Origin of the sequence: Luteimonas chenhongjianii (genome assembly GCF_002327105.1) — a bacterium.
Lineage (GTDB): Bacteria > Pseudomonadota > Gammaproteobacteria > Xanthomonadales > Xanthomonadaceae > Luteimonas > Luteimonas chenhongjianii.
In genome coordinates this window covers 1763535-1782488 of record NZ_CP023406.1, presented here as the reverse complement: position 1 = coordinate 1782488, position 18954 = coordinate 1763535, and the positions used below count along the sequence as shown (strand labels likewise).

The window sequence follows — 18954 nt, the reverse complement described above, 5'->3', positions numbered from 1 at the left end:
TCCGCGCGCATCCCTACCCCTCGATTCCGGAGCGCCCCATGGCTACGAAGAAGACCGCCGCCCGCACGCCCACCGGGCTCGCCCCCAGCTATCCCTACTACCTCGCCAATGCCGCGGTCGCCGCGAACACCGATCTGGAGGTGCGCGACAAGTACAGCGGCAAGGTCGCCACGCGCGTGGCGATGGGTGATGCCACCGCAATCCGCAAGGCGATCGTCGCCGCGCACAAGGCCCGTGGCGCGATGGCGGACTTTCCGCCCGACAAGCGCCGCGACGTGCTCGAGCATTGCGTGCGCCGTTTCCAGGAGCGCTTCGAAGAACTCGCGCTCGCGCTGTGCATCGAGGCCGGCAAGCCGATCAAGGACGCGCGCGGAGAGGTCACGCGACTGATCGACACCTTCCGCATCGCGGCGGGCGAAGCCACCCGCACCGAGGGCGAGTATGTCGAGTTGCAGATCTCCGAACGCACCCGCGGCTATCGCGGCATGGTCAAGCGCGTTCCGGTGGGTGCCTGCAGCTTCATCACGCCCTTCAACTTCCCCTTGAATCTGGTCGCACACAAGGTCGCGCCGGCGATCGCGGCCGGCTGCCCCTTCGTGCTGAAACCCGCCGCCAAGACGCCCGTCGGGGCGCTGATCATCGGCGAGATCCTGGCCGAAACCGACCTCCCCAAGGGCGCGTTTTCGGTGATTCCGTGCAGCAACGAGGACGCTGCCGCGCTGACCGAGGACGAGCGCATCGCACTGCTGAGCTTCACCGGCGGGCTGATCGGCTGGGATCTCAAGGCGCGCGCCGGCAAGAAGAAGGTCGTGCTGGAACTGGGCGGCAACGCGGCGTGCATCGTCGACGAGGACCCCGGCCTGCCGCTGGACAAGGTGGTCGAGCGCCTGGTGTTCGGGGCCTACTACCAGTCGGGCCAGAGCTGTATCGGCGTGCAGCGCATCTACGCGCATCGCACTGTCTACGACGCGCTGCGGCGCAAGCTCAAGAAGGCGATCGGCGGGCTGCGCAGCGGTGACCCGCGCGACGAACGCACGTTCGTCGGCCCGGTTATCGACAGCGACGCGGCAGACCGCATCGAATCCTGGATCGCAGCCGCGCGCAAGGGCGGCGCCAAGGTGATCGCAGGCGGCAAGCGCGAGGGCAACATCATCCCGGCGACGCTGCTCGAACAGGTGCCACGCGATGCCGACCTGCAGCGCAAGGAAGTCTTCGGCCCGGTTGCGATCCTCGAACCGGTCGACAGCTTCGACGAGGCCATCGCCCGGGTGAACGACAGCGATTTCGGCCTGCAGGCCGGCGTGTTCACCGCCAACCTCGCCAACGCGATGCGCGCCTGGGACCGGATCGAGGCCGGTGGCGTGGTGGTCGGCGACGTGCCGAGCTTCCGCGTCGACAACATGCCCTATGGGGGCATCAAGGACTCGGGTATCGGCCGCGAGGGCGTCAAGTACGCGATCCGCGACATGACCGAGGAACGCCTGCTGGTGATCCGCGACCCTGCCTGAGCAGGCGTTTCGGCCCGCTCACGGCCGACGGCGTCAGGCGGTCGCGCGCCTCGTGGCTTCGGCCAGCACGGCGGCCTGCGCCGGCGCGTGCTCCCTGGCGACGCCACGTGCTCGGTCGCGCGGGTCCGCGAGACCGTCTTCGGCCGCCATCGCGGGATCGAATACCCGTACCTGCCGTCGCCCGCCCCGCTTGGCCGCATACATGGCCTGGTCGGCGTGACGCATCAGCGTGGGCAGATCGTCGCCGCCGGGTCCGAGCTCGGCCACGCCGAAGCTTGCGGTGATCCGAAAGGCATAGCCTTTCGAAGCGCCATTGATCGCCATGAAACGTGCCTGCACGTCGTTGGCGACACGGACCGCCGCGGCGGCGTCGAACCCCGGCAGGAACAGCGCGAACTCCTCTCCGCCGAGACGGCCGAATGCGTCGACGCTGCGGCACATCGGCCGCACCGCTTCCGCCACCTGCTGGAGGGCCCAGTCGCCGGCGGCGTGCCCCGACCAGTCGTTCACCTGCTTGAAGTGGTCGAGGTCGAACATGAGCAGCGCTGCAGTCTCGCCGGCGCGCTGGCACTGCACGAGCGCCGCATTCGCGCGCTTGGAGAAGTGCTGCCGGTTGCATATGCCCGTCAGCGCATCGATCTCGGTCATCCGCTTGGGGTGCACCTGCAGACGCTTGGTCTTGTGGGCCCAGTAACCCACCGAGGCCATGCCAGTCCTCGGCTGGGACGTCGGGCTCCACGACTCTCGGGCCCCGACCTGCAAGTCATCCGCCACGCGCACGGAGCACCGCCTCCACGTCCGCCAGCGACAGACCGCGTGCGCGCAGCAGCACGATCAGGTGATACAGCAGGTCGGCGCTTTCGCCGAGCAGTGCCTCGTCGTCCTGTACCACGCCGGCGAGCGCGGTCTCGACGCCTTCTTCGCCCACCTTCTGCGCGATGCGGCGTATGCCGCCGTCGAACAGGCGCGTGGTGTAGCTGCCTTCGGGACGCTCGCGTTCGCGGGTCTCGATCAGCGCGTCGAGTTCGGCGAGCACGCCGGCAGGCGCGGTCGGAAAGCAGCTTGCGCGTTGCAGATGACAGGTGGGGCCGCGCGGCGTCGCCAGCACCAGCAGGGTGTCGGCGTCGCAATCGGTCTCCAGCGAGACGACTTCAAGCACGTGGCCGGACTGCTCGCCCTTGGTCCACAGCCGCCCTTTGCTGCGGCTGTAGAACGTGACCAGCCCCTGCTGAAGGGTGGCGGCATAGGCCGCGCGATCCATGTAACCGAGCATCAGCACGCGCAGCGTGGCAGCGTCCTGCACGATCACCGGCAGCAGGCCGTCGCCCTTGGACCAGTCAAGCGCGTCGATGGTGGGGGCGATGGCCGTCGTGTTGTTCTGCGGATCTTTCATTGGAGCCTGACGTCGATGGCCTGGTCGGCCAGTTCGCGCTTGAGCGCAGGGATGTGGATGCGGCCGCTGTGGAACACGCTCGCCGCAAGCGCGCCGTCGACGTCGGCCTCCAGGAAAGCGGCGGCGAAGTGTCCGGCCTCGCCCGCCCCGCCGGATGCGATCAACGGCACCGGGCAGACCGCGCGTGCCGCCTGCAGCTGGGCGATGTCGTAACCGCTGCGTACGCCGTCGTTGTCCATGCAGTTCAGCACGATCTCACCGGCACCCAGCCGCACCGCCTCGGCGATCCAGTCCAGCGTACGGATGGGCAGCTCGCGCGTGCGGTCCGGATCGCCGGTATGGCTGCGCACGCGCCATTGCCCGTCGGCTTCGCGGATCGAATCGATGCCGACGACCACGCATTGCACGCCGAACGCATCAGCAAGTTCGGAGATCAGTGCAGGACGTTCCAGCGCCGGCGTGTTGACCGAAATCTTGTCGGCGCCCGCATGCAGTACCGCGCGCGCGGTGTCGACATCGCGGATGCCGCCGGCCACGCAGAACGGAATGTCGATCAGGCGCGACACGCGCCCCACCCAGCCGCGGTCGACGGAGCGGCCCTGCGGACTGGCCGAGATGTCGTAGAACACCAGTTCGTCGGCGCCTTCGTCTCGGTAGCGCAGTGCGAGATCAACGATATCGCCCATGTCGACGTGGTCGCGAAACCGCACGCCTTTGACCACACGACCCTCGCGCACGTCGAGGCAGGGAATGATGCGGCGGCTCAGCATGCCAGTGCCTCGGCCAGGTCCAGCCGGCCTTCGAGCAGCGCACGACCGAGCACGATGCCACCGCAGCCTTGGGCCTTGGCGGCGCGCACGTCTGCGAGCTCGCGCACGCCGCCCGAGGCCTGCACATCGAGCGTGGGCGCCAGCGCCTTCAGGTGCGCGTAGAGACCGAGATTGGGGCCCGACAACATGCCGTCGCGGGCGATGTCGGTGCTCAGCAGATGGCACAGGCCGCCCTGCGCATAGCGCGCCGCGAGCACGTCGAGCGTGGCCGCGGCGGTCTCGGTCCAGCCGTGCACCGGTAGGCGCCAGACGCCGTCCAGGCCCTGGCGGGTATCGAGCGCGACGGTGATGCGCCCGGCGCCGAAGGTCTCGATCCAGCGGATGACCTGCGCCGGCTCGCGCACCGCCAGCGAGCCGACGACGACGCGCTCGGCGCCGGCATCGAGGATTCGGCGCACGTCGTCTTCGCAGCGCACGCCGCCGCCGGTCTGCACGCGCAGGCCGGTATCGGCACGGATGCGGGCCAGCAGGGGCGCCAGCGTGTAGCCGCCCTCGCGTGCGGCATCGAGATCGACCAGATGCAGCCATTCGGCACCTGCGTCGGCATAGGCCTCGATCTGCACCAGAGGATCGTCGCCGTAGTGGGTTTCCTGCGCGTAGTCGCCCTGCGCCAGACGCACGACACGGCCGTCGCGGATGTCGATCGCGGGATAGACGGTAAACGACGACATGCCTCAGGCCTCGAACGCAGGAGAAAGGAAGTTGCGCAGCACGCGCGCGCCGATGCCGGCCGAGCGCTCGGGATGGAACTGGGTGCCGGCGATATGGCCGCGTCGCACGACGGCGGCAAAGGCCTGGCCGTGGTCGCCGGCCATGACGCAGTCGTCGGTCACCGGCGCGGCATAGCTGTGGACGAAATACGCCTGTTCGCCATCGATGCCTTCGACGAGGGGATCTGCGCGTAGCGCGCGCAGCGTGCTCCAGCCCATGTGCGGTACCCGCAAGCCGGGGCCGCCGGCGAGTCGCGACACCCGTCCAGGGAGCACGCCGAGACCGGCCACCTCACCCTCGTCGGAAGCATCGAACAACAGCTGCATGCCGACGCAGATGCCGAGCAAGGGCCGCTCGAGCGTACGCAACACCTCGACGAGATCCAGCTGCGCAAGCCGCGCCATGACCTGCGCCGCCGTGCCGACGCCGGGCAGGATCACACGGTCGGCGGCGCGGATGCTGGCCGCATCGGTGACCAGAGTGGCGTCGATGTCCAGGCGCTCGAACGCGTAGCGAACCGAACCGGTATTGGCGCCGCCGGCATCGACGATGACGACGCGCATCACAGTGTCCCCTTGGTACTGGGCAAGGCGTCGCCGCTGCGCCGCACGGCCTGTCCCAGCGCGCGGGCGAAGACCTTGAAGCAGGCTTCCACCTTGTGGTGGTCGTTGTCGCCTTCGACCTTCAGGTTGAGGTTCAGCGCGGCCGAGTCGCAGACCGAGCGGAAGAAATGCTCGACCAGCTCGGTCGGCATGTCCCCTACCCGCTCGCGCACGAAGCTGCCGTCGAACACGAGGTACGGCCGCCCGCCGAAATCGAGCGCGGCGCTCGCCAGCGTTTCGTCCATCGGCAGGGTGAAGCCGTAACGCCCGATACCGCGCTTGTCGCCGAGCGCCTCGCGCAGCGCCTGGCCGAGCGCGATGCCGGTGTCCTCGATCGTGTGATGTTCGTCGATCTGCAGGTCGCCCTCGGCCTGTACGACCAGCGAGATGCCGGCGTGCTTGCCGATCTGGTCGAGCATGTGGTCGAAGAACGGCAGGCCGGTCGATACGCGCGCGTCCGCCGCGGCGTCGAGATCGAGCTCGACCCGGATGCGGGTCTCCTTCGTATTGCGGACGACGGTCGCGCGGCGCGGCGCGTCGCACAGTTCATGCGCGATACCCGCCCAATCCCACTCGCCGCCGAACTGCGCGGTGCGCAGCTTGAAGCCGCGGATGCCGAGGTTGTCGGCGAACTGGATATCGGTATCACGGTCGCCGACCATGGCCGAGTTGTCGAGGTCGATGCCGCGGTCGCGCAGGTAATGCATCACCAGACCCAGGGCAGGCTTGCGCGTCGGCGCGTTGTCGGCCGGCCAGCTGCGGTCGACCAGCACCTCGCGGAACACGATGCCCTGGCTTTCGAAGATGCCGAGCATCAGGTCGTTCGGGCCGTCGAAGCTTGCCTGCGGGTAGCTGTCGGTGCCGAGGCCGTCCTGGTTGGTGACGATGACGAACTCGTAGCCGGCATCGCGCAGGCGCAGCATCGCCGGAATGACGCCGGGCACGAAGCGCAGCTTCTCATACGCGTCGATCTGGAAATCCGCCGGCTCCTCGATCAGGGTGCCATCGCGATCGACGAACAGGATCTTCTTGCCGCGCGAACTCATGCCGCGATCTCCAGAGCTTGCAGGGCCGAGAGCACGCGCGCGTTCTGCACCGGCGTGCCGAGACTGATGCGCAGCGCGTCGCCCAGTTGCGGCGCCGTGCGCTGGTCGCGCACGACGATGCCGGCCGAGAGCAGCGCGGCGAACGCGCGATCGGCATCGACGAAGCGCACCAGCAGATAGTTGCCGGCCGATGGATACACCCGGCGCACGCCCGGCGTGGTCGCCAGCGCTGCGGCCAGCGCCTCGCGCTCGGCGATCGTTTCGGCGGTCCGCGCCCGGGTCACGCCCAGCGCCGCTGGCGACAGGCCGGCCAGCGCCAGATCGGCGCACGGCGTCGGTACCGGATACGGCGCCTGGCAGCGCCGCAGCACCTTGATCAGATCGGGGTGGCCGATCGCGACGCCGATGCGCGCAGCCGCAAGCGCGTGCGCCTTCGACAGCGTGCGCAGCACCACGAGGTTCTCGTGCGCGCCGAGCAGGGTCGCGGCCGAATCTGAGTCGGCGAACTCGACGTAAGCCTCGTCGACGACGACGACCGCGCTCCCTGCCAACGCGACCGCCAGGCTGGCGACCGCGGAAAGCGGCACCAGGCCGCCCGTGGGGTTGGACGGCGAGCAGAGAAAGACGAGCCGGACCGAGCCCGCGAGCGCCGCTGCGCGGACCGCGTCGATATCGACCGCAAATCCGTCTGCGCCATCGACCAGCGGCACCTCAATGAAATCGGCGCCCTGCAGGCGGGCGCTGACGGCATACATGCCGAACACCGGAGGCGTCGCCAGTACCGCATCCCGGCCCGGGACGCACAACGCACGCACCAGCAGATCGATCGCCTCGTCGCTGCCGCGGCCGATCAGCAGCTGGTCGGTGCCGACGCCGTAGACCTCCGCCAGGCGGGCCTGCAGTTCGGGTGGTTGCGGCGCGGGATACCGCCGGCACCGGCCGTCGACATCGCCCGGATTAGCCAGCGGCGCCTCGTTGGCATTGAGCCAGACCTCGCCTTCAAGCCGCTGGGTGCGGGCCGATGCGTAGCCGGCGAAATCGCGCAGGTCCTCGCGGATCAGATCGAGCACGCCGCTCATGCCGCCGCCTTCGCGAGGCGCAAGGCGACCGCGTTCGCGTGCGCGTCGAGACCTTCGGCGCGCGCCATCGTCACCGCATCCGGACCGATCGCGCGGATGCCCGCGGCACTCGCCGACTGCACGCTGACCGTATTCTGGAAGCTCGCCACGCTGACCCCGCTCCAGGCGCGCGCCGCGCCGCCGGTCGGCAGCACGTGGTTGGTGCCACTGCAGTAATCACCGAGCGCTTCGGGCGTCCAGTCGCCGAGGAACACCGAGCCGGCGACCTCTACGCGATCGAGCCAGTTGCGCGGCGAGCGCAGCGCCAGGATCAGGTGTTCAGGCGCATAGCGGTTGCTGATCTCGAACGCGATCTCGAGCGTTTCCACGCGAAGCAGTCGCGACCGCGCCATCGCCTGGCGGGCGATGTCCGCCCGCGGCAGGGTCGCCAGCTGCGTCGACAGCTCGGCGCGCACCCTCTCCAGCAGGGTGTCGTCGTCGGACAGCAGCAGCACCTGCGAATCCGGGCCGTGTTCGGCCTGCGACAACAGATCGGCGGCGACGAAGGCCGCATCGGCGCCCGCGTCGGCGATCACCAGCACCTCCGAGGGACCGGCGGGCATGTCGATGGCGACCGTGCCCGACTGCGCGACCTGCTGCTTGGCTTCGGTGACGAAGCTGTTGCCCGGCCCGAACAGCTTGTCGCAGGCCGGCACGCGCGCCGTACCGAAGGTCATCGCCGCGATCGCCTGCGCGCCGCCGAGCTTGAACACGCGGTGCACACCGGTGAGCCTCGCAGCGACGAGCACCGCGGGATCAGCGCTGCCATCCGGACGCGGCGGGGTGCAGAGCACCACCTCCCGGCAACCCGCCAGGCGCGCCGGCACGCCGAGCATCAGCGCGGTGGAAGGCAGTGGGGCGGTGCCGGCCGGCACATACAGGCCGACGCGCCGGATCGGCCGCACGATGCGGGCACAGTTGACGCCCTCGGCGGTGTCGACGTTGTAGCCGGGGGTCATGCCGGCCGCATGGAACTGCTCGATGCGGGCGGCGGCGTTGGCCATCGCCTCGCGCAACGCTTCGGGCACCGCCGCTTCGGCGGCGGCGAATTCATCGGCACCCACCTCGAAGTCGTCGAGGGTGACGCGATCAAAGCGTTGGGTCAGCTCGCGCAAGGCGGCATCGCCGCGGGCGCGCACATCGTCGAGCACGTCGGCCACCGCGCTGCGCGTCTGCGCGGCGACGGCCTGCGTGGGCCGGCGCAACAACTCGGTGCGCGCGTCGGCATCGGCGTCGCACCAGTCGATGATCGCCGGAATTGCGGTGTCGATGGCAGTCGTGGAAGTCGGGGCGCTCATGCCAGCATCCGCTCCACCGGGAGCACCATCACGCCGGCAGCGCCGGCCTGCTTCAGCGCCTCGAGGCGCGGCCAGGTCATCTCGCCGTGGCAGAGCACCTGCAACGCCACGCGGTCGCTGCCGTCGACCTGCAGCAGCGTCGGCGCTTCGGCATCGGGCAGCAGCTTGAGCAGCGCGTCCACGCCATCACGGCGCGCCTGGAACATCACCAGCCGGCTGTCGCGCAGCCGCAGTACGCCATCGAGCCGGCGCAGCAACAACGATGCGAGCTCGCCGCGCACGTCGGCAAAAGGCGTGATCGGACCCGCCAGCACGGCCTCGCTGGTCATCAGCGTCACCGCCGGCTTGAGCTGGTTGGCAGTCAGGGTGGCGCCGCTGGACACGAGATCGCAGATGAAGTCGGCCTGGCCGAGGCGCGGCGCGATCTCGACCGAGCCCGACAGGTTGACGATCGTCGCCTGCACGCCCTGGCCATCGAGCCACTGCTGCAGCAGGCCCGGGTAGCTGGTCGCGATACGGCTGCCCTGCAGCTGCGCTGGCCCGGTCCATTCGGTCGATTCGGGAATCGCGATGTCGAGCCTGCAGCCGCCGAAGCCGAGGCCGCGCACGGCCTTCGACACCTGCGGCAGGCCGCGCAGCGCCCGGTCGGCGCCGACTTCATCGAGCACGTTGCGACCGACGATGCCGTAGTCGCAGACGCCATCGGCGAGCAGGCCCGGAATGTCGTCATCGCGGACCAGCAACAGATCGACCGGCAGCGTCTCGCCGTAGCAGAACAGCTTGTCGCGGCTCTCGCGCCAGGACAGGCCACAGGACGCCAGCAGCGCGCGCGCCGGCTCGCTCAGGCGGCCGGACTTCTGGATGGCGATGCGCAGGCGGTCGCGCGTGGCGCCGCCGTTCACAGGACTCATGGGGATGACCTCAGGGGGATTCGTTGGTGCCGGCGACGCGGCGCGCGGCGATCGCATAGCCGCCGGCGCCACGATCGAGGGTGCGTGCGACCCTGCCGACCGTGGTCACGCTGACCGCCGTGCGCTCGTGGATCTCCCGATACGGCACGCCCTGCTGCAGCAGCGGCACCACGCGCCAGCGGTCGACCAGCGCCTCCAGTTCGGCCGGCGTGCACAGGTCATCGAGGAAGCGGGCCACCTCGTCAGCCGTCTCGAGCGCGGCAAAAGCGCGCGCGAGCGACGCAAGCGATGCGCTGGTTTCGTGGTCCGGCAGGGGTTCGGGGCGTTGCTTCACGGGGCGGATAAACGTATCAATGTAATAACGTGCTATCACGTTACTCCAATTCGGGCCGATGTCAAACCGCGGCGCCACGCGACACGCAACATGCTTCAATCGCGCGACTGCCCGCGCGAAGGATCGCCATGTACCGAACAGCGCTCGTCCTCAGCCTCGCCCTGCTTCTGGCCGCGCCCGCACGTACTGCCGGAACGGATGCGACACCGCCCTTCACGACTGCAGCGGCACTTGAGCAATGGCTCGCGCACAACGCATCGCCGCTGGACCGGATGCCACCGTACGCACGTGCGCTGTTTCTCGACTCGCTCAGATTCGGACCGCGCGGGTTGCATACCCTGCCGGTGGATATCCTGCTTGCCGAGCTGACCAGCGAGGAAGCGTTGGCAGTCCAACGCCTGCTGCTGGAGGACACTTATCCTTTCCCCGGCCTCGCTCCCGACGAGGCGGTGCGCCTGCGCGCAGCGCGCGCCGATGGCGGCCTTGCGCCACCCACGGATGCGATGGTGTCGGCGTATCGCGACTGGCAGGACGCCTCGCCCGATGCTGTCGACGGCGATACGGCGGTTGCGAACATCGAACAACTGATTGCGAACGAGGTTACATCGGCCTCCACCGGAGGCGAGGATCTGCGTCTGTTGCATCGCGCGGCGATGGGACTTGCGCAGTCTACCGGTCGCGATACGCACGTCGATGCGGCCAGCGTCCTGCATGGGCGACTGCAATCGCACGGACTCGTCACACGCAACGATCACCGCGACATGCAGCGCGCCCTGCTCCGCAGCGGCCGCATCGAAGAAGCACGCGCCTTCACCGCGAGTCTGTCCGACTTGGCGCTGCCGCCCGTCCCGCATCTGGACACGTCGTACGCGCTCACCGAAAGCGACGTCGGCATCTGGAAGATCATCGACGACGACGCTGCTGCCCCAACCCTTCAATTGGAAGCGATCGACCTTCGAACCCGCATCGTCGTAGTGTCTTCCCCTGGCTGCGGTTTCAGCAACGCTGCGGCCGCGGCGATTCCGGACGATCCCGAACTCGGCCCGCTGTTCGCGCGGCACGCGACCTGGCTCATGGCGCCGACTGCAATCGCCGAAGCATCCATGCTGCGCGACTGGAACCGCCGCCGGCCCCTTACACCGATCCACATCGCCTTCGATGCCGATCAGTGGCCCATCTCCTCGTTCGACGCCACTCCGCATTTCCTGGCGTTTCGGGATGGCGCACTGGTCGAGCGTTACGAAGGCTGGCAGCGCGACGGCAGCAGTCGCGACGCGGTGCACGCCATGCTCGTGCGCGCCGGATTGCTGCGTTCCACCGGCGCCGCCCCATCCGCGGGCGACAATCCGCAGGAGACTTCCGGACACCGGTGACCCATGCGCGAACGTCTGCAGGCGCTGCTCGATGCGGGGCGCGACGATGCACTGCTGCGCTTCGGACTGGGCAATGCCTGTCTGCAGGCAGGCGACGTGGACGCGGCGGCGACGCATCTGGCGGCGGCGACGCGGCACGGCCCGGATTACTCGGCGGCGTGGAAGCTGCTCGGCAAGGCGCTGCTGGCGTCGGGGCACGAAGACGAGGCGGAAGCGGCGTGGGGCGCCGGGCTCGATGCGGCGGCGCGGCGCGGCGATGTGCAGTCGTCGAAGGAGATGACGGTGTTCCTGCGGCGGATCGAGCACGGTCGGCAGCCCGCCGCTTGAGCGGGACGAACAACGCCAGAGGACAGCGATGACGGATTTCGCCGCGCTCTACCCATCCTGCGGTTGCGTCCGGCTCAGTCGGCGCGTTTGCGCGCGTGCATCGCCATCCACGCGAGGGCGACACCCGACAACGCACCCACCGACGACATGAACACCCGGGCGGCGAGGAAGTTCGGGTCGTGGATCTTCTGCAGCGCGATGCGCGCATACACCGGCGATTCCAGCCGCACCACGCCCATGTAGAACAGATGCCAGGCGTCGATGCCAGTAGCAATGCCGAGCGCGAGCAGACACCCCCAGCCGATCGCCGGGCCATGTGCCCAGCGGTTGCGCGCGCCGATCCAGTGGAACAGCAGGTAACACAGCGCGCCGACGGCGAGCGCGATCAGCGCCGCTTCCAGGACGCCGAGCCAGCCGAAATGCAGCGACAGGTTCAAGGGGCGCGCCCCTCGCCCACCGGGCTGGAGGTCGGCACGCGCCAGCGGGGCAATACCCCGAGCAGCGCGCCGTCGGCGACGAGTCTCACTGCGGCGGCAACTTCGCCGTCGAGCGCGCGGTCGCGGTCGAGGAACGGGATGGCCTCGCGCACGATCGCATGCGCCTCGGCGACGATCCCGCCCGGATGGAAGGGCTCGCACGCGGCGAGCTCGGCACACAGGCCTTCGACCTCGTCGACGAAGGCACCGCGGCCCGGACGATCGGACGCCGGACCGCCCTGCACCTTCGCCGCCAGCGCTTCGGCATCGCCACGCCGCGCGAGATCGCGCGCGGCGTTGATCATGTCCACGCGCAGGTCCAGCGCCTGCGCGGCGGTGTAGATCTCCAGCGCCAGCACCTTGCCCAGATCCTCGGCCATCGACAGCACATGCCGGGTTTCGTTGGTGCCCATCGATACGTGGTCTTCGGCATTCGCGCTGGTCGGGATCGAATAGACACTGGCCGGATGCGCACGCGTGGCCAGATCGTTGACGATCGCTGCCGCCGTGTACTGCACGATCATGTAGCCCGACTCGGTCGCATCCTCGTTGCCGATCAGAAAGCCCGGCAGGCCGTCGTTGGTCGAGGGGTCGACGAGCTTGTTGAGGCGACGCTCGGAAATGGAGGCCAGCACCGGGATCGCCGCCTTGACGTAGCTCATCGCCAGCGCCAGCGGCATGCCGTGGAAATGCCCGGCGGAGATCACCTTCTCCTCGACATGCTCGGCATCGCGGTCGGGGAACACCAGTGGGTTGTCGGTGACCGCGTTGAGCTCGATCTCGAATACACGCTTGGCCTGTTCCACCGCATCACGCACCGCGCCGTGCACCTGCGGGATGCAGCGCAGCGAATAGCTGTCCTGCGGCTGGTGCTTCTTGCCACCACGGAACGGGCGGAAACGCGTGTAGAACTTCTCGCGGCCATGGCGCTGGTCGCTTGGCACCCAGTCCCAGCCGATGTCGAAGCGCAGGGCCTGGGCCTCGGCGGTGTCCCAGCTGGAGGGCAGCCAGGGCCTGAAACGCGGCACCAGGTGATACGGGATGTCGGCCAGCGTGGAACCGGCGAGCAGTTCACGCAGGTGCGCGGCCACTTCGACCTGGCCCGGATGCGGGCGCAGCGCGTGCACCTCGGGATCGAACGCGCCCAGGCGTCCGGCGAAGGCGTCGATCGTCATCGCCGCGGCGAGATCGGCGGTATCGAGCAGCGCGTCGAGCTTCTGCAGCGCGAGCACGCCGGTGGCGAGCATCTGCGCGGTGCCGTTGTTGAGCGCCAGGCCTTCCTTGTACGAGAGCGTGACCGGCTCGAGACCGGCGCGCTTCAGCGCTTCGGCGCCCGGCATCCGTTCGCCGTCGACAAAGGCTTCGCCGCCGCCGAGCAGCACGATCGCCAGGTGCGACAGCGGCGCGAGATCGCCGGACGCCCCGACAGACCCCAACGCCGGTACCACCGGCACGATGCCCGAATTGAGCAGCGCGGCCAACGCCTGCAAGGTCTGCACGCGGATGCCCGAATGACCCTTGAGCAGCGTGTTGATGCGGATGCACAGCATCGCGCGCACCACGTCCGCAGGCAGCGGCTCGCCGACGCAGACCGCGTGGGTGACGATCAGGTTGACCTGCAGTTCCTCGTGCAGCGAACGCCCCGAGGGCGTCGCGCCCGGCAGGTCGTCGCGCAGCGGGCGTGCGCCGAGCAGGCGGTCGGCATTGCTGCCGAATCCGGTGGAGACGCCGTAGATCGGTTCCTCGCGGCGCACCTGCTCGGCGAGGAAGTCGGCGGCGCGGGCAACGCCGGCCAGTGCGGTGTCGTCGAGCGCGACCGGCGCGCCGTGCGCGACCATGACCAGTTGCGCGCGCGTCAGCGAGCGGCCGTCGAGGCGGATGGATTTCATTGTGCGTCTCCCTTGCAAGTCACGATTGCCCGCATCCAAGGCGCCGGGCACGTCCCCACCATCGCGTTACCGCGCGCCGACGCCGATGACCGGACGCATCACCATCACGGGCCCGGCGCGATCACCCGGCAGCGCATCATTGCGGCATCGACCTCGCCTGCTCGCGCTCGACCAGCAGCGTCCGCGACAGATCGTCATCGGCGACCTCGAACTGTTCGCCACGGCGCAGGTCCTTGACCGCGACCACGCCCTTTGCCGCCTCGTCCTCGCCGCGGATCACCACGAAGCGGATACCGGCGCGGTCGGCGTACTGCATCTGCTTGGCCAGCTTGCGCGGCTCGAGCTGGGTTTCGACGTTGAGGCCCGCGCCGCGCAGACGCTGCGACAGCGCAAGCGCATGGGGCAACGAAGCATCATCGAGCAGCGTGACCAGCACGTCGACCGAGCTGTCGGCGGTCGCAACCAGACCGGCCTCGCGCAGCTGCCAGAACAGACGCGTCAGGCCGATCGAGATACCGACGCCCGGCAGCTTCGACCTGGTGTAGTGGCTGGCGAGGTTGTCGTAACGGCCGCCCGAGCAGATGGACCCGATCTGCGGATGCGCGTCGAGCACGGTCTCGTAGACCATGCCGGTGTAGTAGTCGAGGCCGCGCGCGATGGACAGGTTCAGCGCGTAGCGTGATTCCGGCACGCCGAGTGCGCGCAGCTGCGCCAGCAGTTCACGCAGTTCATTGCGGCCTTCCTCGAACAGCGCGGTGCCGGCGCCGAGCGCATCAAGCTTGGCCAGCGCATCCTCGTGGCCGGTCGAGCGCACGCGCGAGAACGCGAGCAGGCGCTCGGCGACCTCGTCCGACAGGCCGAAACCCTCGCCGGTCAGGGTCGCGCGCACCGCGTCCTCGCCCCGCTTGTCGAGCTTGTCGATCTCGCGCAGTACGGTCATCTGGCGCGCATCGTCGATGCCCTGCCCTTCGAAGTATCCGCGCAGCAGCTTGCGGTGGTTGAGCTGGATCGTGAACTCGCCGATGTCGAGCGCGGCGAACACCGCGCTGATCACCGCCGGCACCTCGGCGTCGTAGCGTGCGGACAGCGAATCCTTGCCGATGACGTCGATGTCGCACTGGTAGAACTCGCGGAAACGGCCGCGCTGGGCGCGCTCGCCGCGGTAGACGCGCTGCATCTGGTAGCGGCGGAACGGGAATGCGAGATCGTGCTCGTGCTCGGCGACGTAGCGCGCCAGCGGCACGGTCAGATCGAAGCGCAGCGCCAGCTCCGGCAGCGCCTCGGACTGCCCGCTTTCGGACGACTTGGCCAGCGCGCCGGTCGACTGCACGAAGTACACCTGGCGCTCGGTCTCGCCGCCGGACTTGGTCAGCAGCGTCTCCGACAGTTCGAACACCGGCGTTTCGATCGGCAGGAATCCGAAGCCTTCGAACGTGCGCCGGATCGTATCGAGCATGCGCTGGAACGCGATCTGGTCGCGCGGCAACAGTTCCATGACACCGGGCGGGGTCCGGGGCTTGATCATGCGGGGCGCTCTTGTCGTGATGCGGATGGAGGTGGACATTCTAGTCGGTCCCCGCCGCGCGCCGCGGTGGCCTCTGTGGAACTACGGCGGCGCGCGAGGGCGTGCACGGCCGCTACTCCGTCCACACCGATTCATGCGTCGTGCAGACGTCCGTCGCGCAACCACAGATGGCGGTCGACTAGGCCCGGCGGCAACGTGCCATGGGTGATCAGCAGCAGGCTGCGCCCGACCAGCAGGTCCGGCAGTTCACGCAGCAGCCCGTCGGCGGTGTCGTGGTCCAGGCCTTCGGTCGGCTCGTCGAGCACGATCAGCGGTGCATCCCGCAGCAGCGCCCGCGCCAGTGCGAGTCGACGGGCCTGGCCGGCCGACATCGTCGCGCCCGACTCGCCGATCCAGGCATCGAGGCCGCCGATACGCTCGGCCCAGGCGCGCAGCCGGACCTGGGCCAGCATCGCCCACATCGCCGCGTCGTCGGCGTGCGGGGCGCCAAAACCGAGGTTGTCCCGGACGCGGCCGGCAAAGATCGGCGCGTTCTGCGGCAACCAGCCGATGCGCGCATACCAGTCCGCCTGGGCCATCGCGCGCAGATCCACGCCACCCCAGGTCACCCGGCCCGACTGCGCGTCGGCGCTGCGCAGCACCAGCGCGCTGAGCGTGGATTTCCCTGCGCCGCTGTCGCCGCTGATCGCGACGCGCTCGCCCGGGGCGATGGTGAGCGCGAGCCCATCCAGCACCGGCGGTGCCCCGGGCGTCCATGCAAAAGTCACGTCCTCGAACCGCAGCGCGCCGCGCTCCGGTACCGGGACAGGCTCCGGCGGATCGGCAACCGCCGGCGCGGCACCGGCAACGGCATCGAGCCGGGTGATCGAAGCGCGCGCGGCCCGCAGCGCCTGCCACGCGAGACCGGCGCCGGCCCAGGCCTCGAACAGGCCGATGGCGATGAAGAAGATCGCCGCAGCGTGTGGGGCCGGCAGGCCGGCAGTGGTGACGCCGGTCGCCACGCTCCACAACAACCCCAGCAGCCCGACCGCAGCGATGCCGCCGTGCAGGACCTGCGCATCGGCCAGCCGGCCGCGGCGCGCGCGCTCGATCCGCGCGACTTCGTCGGCGTCGTCCGCAACCCGCGCCAGCCACGCGGCAGTGGCGTCCAGCGCGGCGAGATCGTTGCGGCCTTCGTAGAGCTCGTGCAGGCGCGCGCGCAGGGCGCCGCGGCGCTGTGCACGCTCGGCTTCCACGGCTTCGCGTCGCCATGCCACACGCGCCGGCACCACCAGGGCCAGCGCGCCCGCGACCAGTGCCAGCCAGACGCCACTGGGTGGGTGCAGCCAGGCCACGACGCCCAGGCCCAGCAGGCCGATCCCGAGCAGTGCCAGCAAGGGCCCGGTCGCGCGCAGCAGCAGACCGTCGACCGCATCGATGTCATCGAGCAGCCGGGCCAGCAGGTCCCCGGTGCGCAGGCGCCCCAGCTGCGCAGGGCTCAGCCGCAGGGCGCGCGCGAAGAACCAGCTGCGCAGATCGCGCGCGATCCGCAGCATGGTGTCGTGGCCGAGCAGCTTTTCCAGATAGCGCGAGACGATTCGCGCCAGGGTCAGCCCGCGGATCCCGGCCGAGGGCGAGAAAAAGTTGAACGATCCCAGCGTGCCGTAAGTCAGCGCGGCCGCAGTCAGAAAGCCGCCGGACAGGCCGAGCAGGCCGATGCCCGCGGCCAGGGTAAGCAGCATCAGCCCGACCGCCAACAGCACGCCACGCCGATGAGCGCGCAGCAGCTCCCGTGTCGATCCGATCCGGGCCAGGTCCTGGTCGTTCATGGCGCGGCCCCGGTCGGCGACGGCACCTGCCAGGACGCACCCGCCCAGGCGACGACGGCATCGCTGTGTGTCGCGACGATGACGGTGCACTCGTCCAGATACGCATCCAGCGCGGCGAGCAGGTCGGCCTCGGTGCCGGGATCCAGGAACGCGGTGGGTTCATCGAGCAGCAGCAGACGGGGACGCCGCAGCAGGGCCCGCGCCAAAGCCACGCGTCGCGCCTCGCCGCCGGACAGCCCGAAGCCGCGCTCGCCGATTGGCGTATCCAAGCCATCGGGCAGCCGCGCAGCGAACCGCGTCACCTGGGCCACGCGCGCCGCCTCGGCGAGTTCGACGTCGCTCGCATCGGGCGCACCGATGCGGAGGTTGTCGGCGATGCTGCCGTGGAACAGCCAGGGCCGCTGGCTGGCGAGCGCGATGCGCGTGCCTGGCGCGACGTCGATGCGACCGGTCTCCGCTGGCAGCCATCCGGCCAGTGCGTCGAGCAGCGTGCTCTTGCCCGAGCCGCTCGGACCAACGAGGGCCAGGCGACCGCCGGCGGGGACCTGGAGCGAAACGTCCTGCAATGCCGGCGCGCGCGCGCCGGGGTGACGGAGGACGACATTGGCGACGCTGACCAGCGGTCGAGCCGGGGAATGCGCCTTGGCGCCTTGGTCGCCGGGCGGCTCAGGCGCTGGAGAGGCAGACGGCCGGGGTACTGCCTGGCCCTCGGCCAGGTCCGCGTCCATGCGCCGGGACGCGAGCGGTTCCGCTTCGATTTCCGGCAGCCCGTCGAATGTGGCCTCGATTTCAGCGACTGCGGCCAGCGCGTTGGCGCGATCGTGGTAGTTCGCCGCGAGCCGCCGCATCGGCGCATAGAACTCGGGCGCCAGCAGCAGGCAGAACAGACCGGTCGACAGGCTCAGCGTTTCGCCCCGCAGGTCCAGCATGCCCAGATAGGTGAATCCGAAGTACACCGCGACCAGGGCGACGCTGACCGACGCGAAGAACTCCAGCACTGCCGACGACAGGAAGGCGATGCGCAGCACGCGCATGCTGCGCACGCGGATGGTCTCGGTGGCTTCCCCGACCTGCGCGAGCTCGGCCTCGCCGCGACCATAGACACGGATCAGATCGAGCCCGCGCAGGCGGTCGGTGAAGTGCGCACCGGCGCGGGCGAGCGCGGCGAGCTGGCGGCGGCCGGCGTTTTCAGCGCCCATGCCGATGAGCATCATGAAGAACGGGGCGAGCGGCGCGGTCAGCAACAGCACCAGCCCGACGATCCAGTCGACCGCGAACACCGCGACGAGAATCGCCAACGGCACGGCCATCGTCTCGGCGCGCGCTGTGAGATAGCCGCCGTAGTAGCCGGCGGTCGCATCGACATGCCCGGTCGACAGCGCGACCAGTGCGCCGCTGCGTTGACCGCGCAACCACAGCGGACCGCGATCGGCCGCCGCCCGGGCGAGCCCGACCCGCAGCTGCGCAAGCACCGATTCGACCACGTCCGCCTGCAGCCGCTGGCCGATCCAGGTCAGCAGCGGGCGCGCGATCAGGGTCGCGGCGAGCAGGCCCAGCGGCGCGGGTAATGCGGCGAGACCGGCATGGGCGAACAACACCGCATCGAGCGCCCAGGCGATCGCCGCGGCCTGCGGGATCCACAGCCAGCCCGCGAGCACGACGCAGGCGGACGCAGCACGGTGGCGGCCTCGAAACGGTGCGAGCCGAGCGTCGAGCCAGCGGCCGCGCTGACGACGCTGCGCTGCAACGTCCGTGGCGGGCAAGGAGGGGCTCATGCTGGAGAAGTCATCGCGGAATCCGAAAAA

At 69.7% G+C, this 18954-nt stretch carries 18 protein-coding genes; 3 read left to right on the top strand and 15 right to left on the bottom strand.

Going from position 1 to position 18954, the window contains the following annotated elements; all coding sequences use genetic code 11:
* The first annotated feature begins 38 nt into the window (after window positions 1-38).
* On the top strand, window positions 39-1508 hold the full coding sequence (locus CNR27_RS08150; protein WP_096297810.1) for an aldehyde dehydrogenase family protein: 1470 nt from the start codon (window positions 39-41) through the stop codon (window positions 1506-1508).
* 33 nt (window positions 1509-1541) lie between these two features.
* Here the strand turns inward: CNR27_RS08150 and CNR27_RS08145 are convergent, their stop codons facing one another.
* The 10 genes from CNR27_RS08145 to CNR27_RS08100 are packed head-to-tail and all read right to left on the bottom strand — an operon-like array spanning window position 1542 to window position 9751.
* Window positions 1542-2216: a GGDEF domain-containing protein gene (locus tag CNR27_RS08145; protein ID WP_096297809.1), complete on the bottom strand. Its 675-nt coding sequence runs from the start codon at window positions 2214-2216 to the stop codon at window positions 1542-1544.
* A 55-nt stretch (window positions 2217-2271) separates the two neighbouring features.
* Window positions 2272-2901 (bottom strand): bifunctional phosphoribosyl-AMP cyclohydrolase/phosphoribosyl-ATP diphosphatase HisIE, encoded by a 630-nt coding sequence (gene hisIE / locus CNR27_RS08140; protein WP_096297807.1) that lies wholly within the window; start codon window positions 2899-2901, stop codon window positions 2272-2274.
* Window positions 2898-3671, bottom strand: coding sequence for an imidazole glycerol phosphate synthase subunit HisF (gene hisF, locus CNR27_RS08135; RefSeq protein WP_096297805.1), 774 nt, complete (start codon window positions 3669-3671; stop codon window positions 2898-2900). Before hisF ends, hisIE begins: the two co-directional genes overlap by 4 nt.
* The gene (gene hisA / locus CNR27_RS08130; protein ID WP_096297803.1) at window positions 3665-4402 is read right to left on the bottom strand and encodes a 1-(5-phosphoribosyl)-5-[(5-phosphoribosylamino)methylideneamino]imidazole-4-carboxamide isomerase; all 738 of its coding nucleotides are present in this window, start codon (window positions 4400-4402) and stop codon (window positions 3665-3667) included. The genes hisF and hisA overlap by 7 nt, the downstream gene beginning before the upstream one ends.
* Window positions 4403-4405: 3 nt before the next feature.
* The gene (hisH, locus tag CNR27_RS08125; RefSeq protein ID WP_179948160.1) at window positions 4406-5005 is read right to left on the bottom strand and encodes an imidazole glycerol phosphate synthase subunit HisH; all 600 of its coding nucleotides are present in this window, start codon (window positions 5003-5005) and stop codon (window positions 4406-4408) included.
* On the bottom strand, window positions 5005-6090 hold the full coding sequence (hisB, locus tag CNR27_RS08120) for a bifunctional histidinol-phosphatase/imidazoleglycerol-phosphate dehydratase HisB (RefSeq protein WP_096297799.1): 1086 nt from the start codon (window positions 6088-6090) through the stop codon (window positions 5005-5007). Before hisB ends, hisH begins: the two co-directional genes overlap by 1 nt.
* Window positions 6087-7169, bottom strand: a complete 1083-nt coding sequence (hisC, locus tag CNR27_RS08115; RefSeq protein ID WP_096297797.1) for a histidinol-phosphate transaminase — start codon at window positions 7167-7169, stop codon at window positions 6087-6089. The genes hisB and hisC overlap by 4 nt, the downstream gene beginning before the upstream one ends.
* On the bottom strand, window positions 7166-8506 hold the full coding sequence (gene hisD, locus CNR27_RS08110) for a histidinol dehydrogenase (protein WP_096297796.1): 1341 nt from the start codon (window positions 8504-8506) through the stop codon (window positions 7166-7168). The genes hisC and hisD overlap by 4 nt, the downstream gene beginning before the upstream one ends.
* A complete protein-coding gene (gene hisG, locus CNR27_RS08105; protein WP_096297794.1) occupies window positions 8503-9417 on the bottom strand; it encodes an ATP phosphoribosyltransferase in 915 nt (304 codons plus the stop codon). The genes hisD and hisG overlap by 4 nt, the downstream gene beginning before the upstream one ends.
* 10 nt (window positions 9418-9427) lie before the next feature.
* A complete protein-coding gene (locus CNR27_RS08100) occupies window positions 9428-9751 on the bottom strand; it encodes a YerC/YecD family TrpR-related protein (RefSeq protein WP_096297792.1) in 324 nt (107 codons plus the stop codon).
* A gap of 29 nt (window positions 9752-9780) precedes the next feature.
* On the opposite strand from CNR27_RS08100, the gene CNR27_RS08095 reads away from it, so the two are divergent.
* Complete coding sequence (locus CNR27_RS08095; RefSeq protein ID WP_179948159.1) at window positions 9781-11124, top strand: hypothetical protein; 1344 nt, start codon at window positions 9781-9783, stop codon at window positions 11122-11124.
* 3 nt (window positions 11125-11127) lie between these two features.
* Window positions 11128-11451, top strand: a complete 324-nt coding sequence (locus CNR27_RS08090) for a tetratricopeptide repeat protein (RefSeq protein WP_096297788.1) — start codon at window positions 11128-11130, stop codon at window positions 11449-11451.
* 74 nt (window positions 11452-11525) lie between these two features.
* On the opposite strand, the gene CNR27_RS08085 is transcribed toward CNR27_RS08090, so the two are convergent.
* The 5 genes from CNR27_RS08085 to cydD form a co-directional block, all read right to left on the bottom strand.
* The gene (locus CNR27_RS08085; RefSeq protein ID WP_096297786.1) at window positions 11526-11888 is read right to left on the bottom strand and encodes a hypothetical protein; all 363 of its coding nucleotides are present in this window, start codon (window positions 11886-11888) and stop codon (window positions 11526-11528) included.
* Window positions 11885-13816 carry an HAL/PAL/TAL family ammonia-lyase gene (locus tag CNR27_RS08080; RefSeq protein ID WP_096297784.1) on the bottom strand — a complete coding sequence of 644 codons (1932 nt, stop codon included), beginning with the start codon at window positions 13814-13816 and terminating at the stop codon, window positions 11885-11887. The genes CNR27_RS08085 and CNR27_RS08080 overlap by 4 nt, the downstream gene beginning before the upstream one ends.
* Window positions 13817-13952: 136 nt before the next feature.
* A complete protein-coding gene (hisS, locus tag CNR27_RS08075; RefSeq protein WP_096297782.1) occupies window positions 13953-15341 on the bottom strand; it encodes a histidine--tRNA ligase in 1389 nt (462 codons plus the stop codon).
* Window positions 15342-15472: 131 nt separating this feature from the next.
* On the bottom strand, window positions 15473-17149 hold the full coding sequence (gene cydC / locus CNR27_RS08070; protein WP_096297780.1) for a thiol reductant ABC exporter subunit CydC: 1677 nt from the start codon (window positions 17147-17149) through the stop codon (window positions 15473-15475).
* Window positions 17146-18924 carry a thiol reductant ABC exporter subunit CydD gene (gene cydD / locus CNR27_RS08065; RefSeq protein WP_096300440.1) on the bottom strand — a complete coding sequence of 593 codons (1779 nt, stop codon included), beginning with the start codon at window positions 18922-18924 and terminating at the stop codon, window positions 17146-17148. The genes cydC and cydD overlap by 4 nt, the downstream gene beginning before the upstream one ends.
* Window positions 18925-18954: the final 30 nt, after the last annotated feature.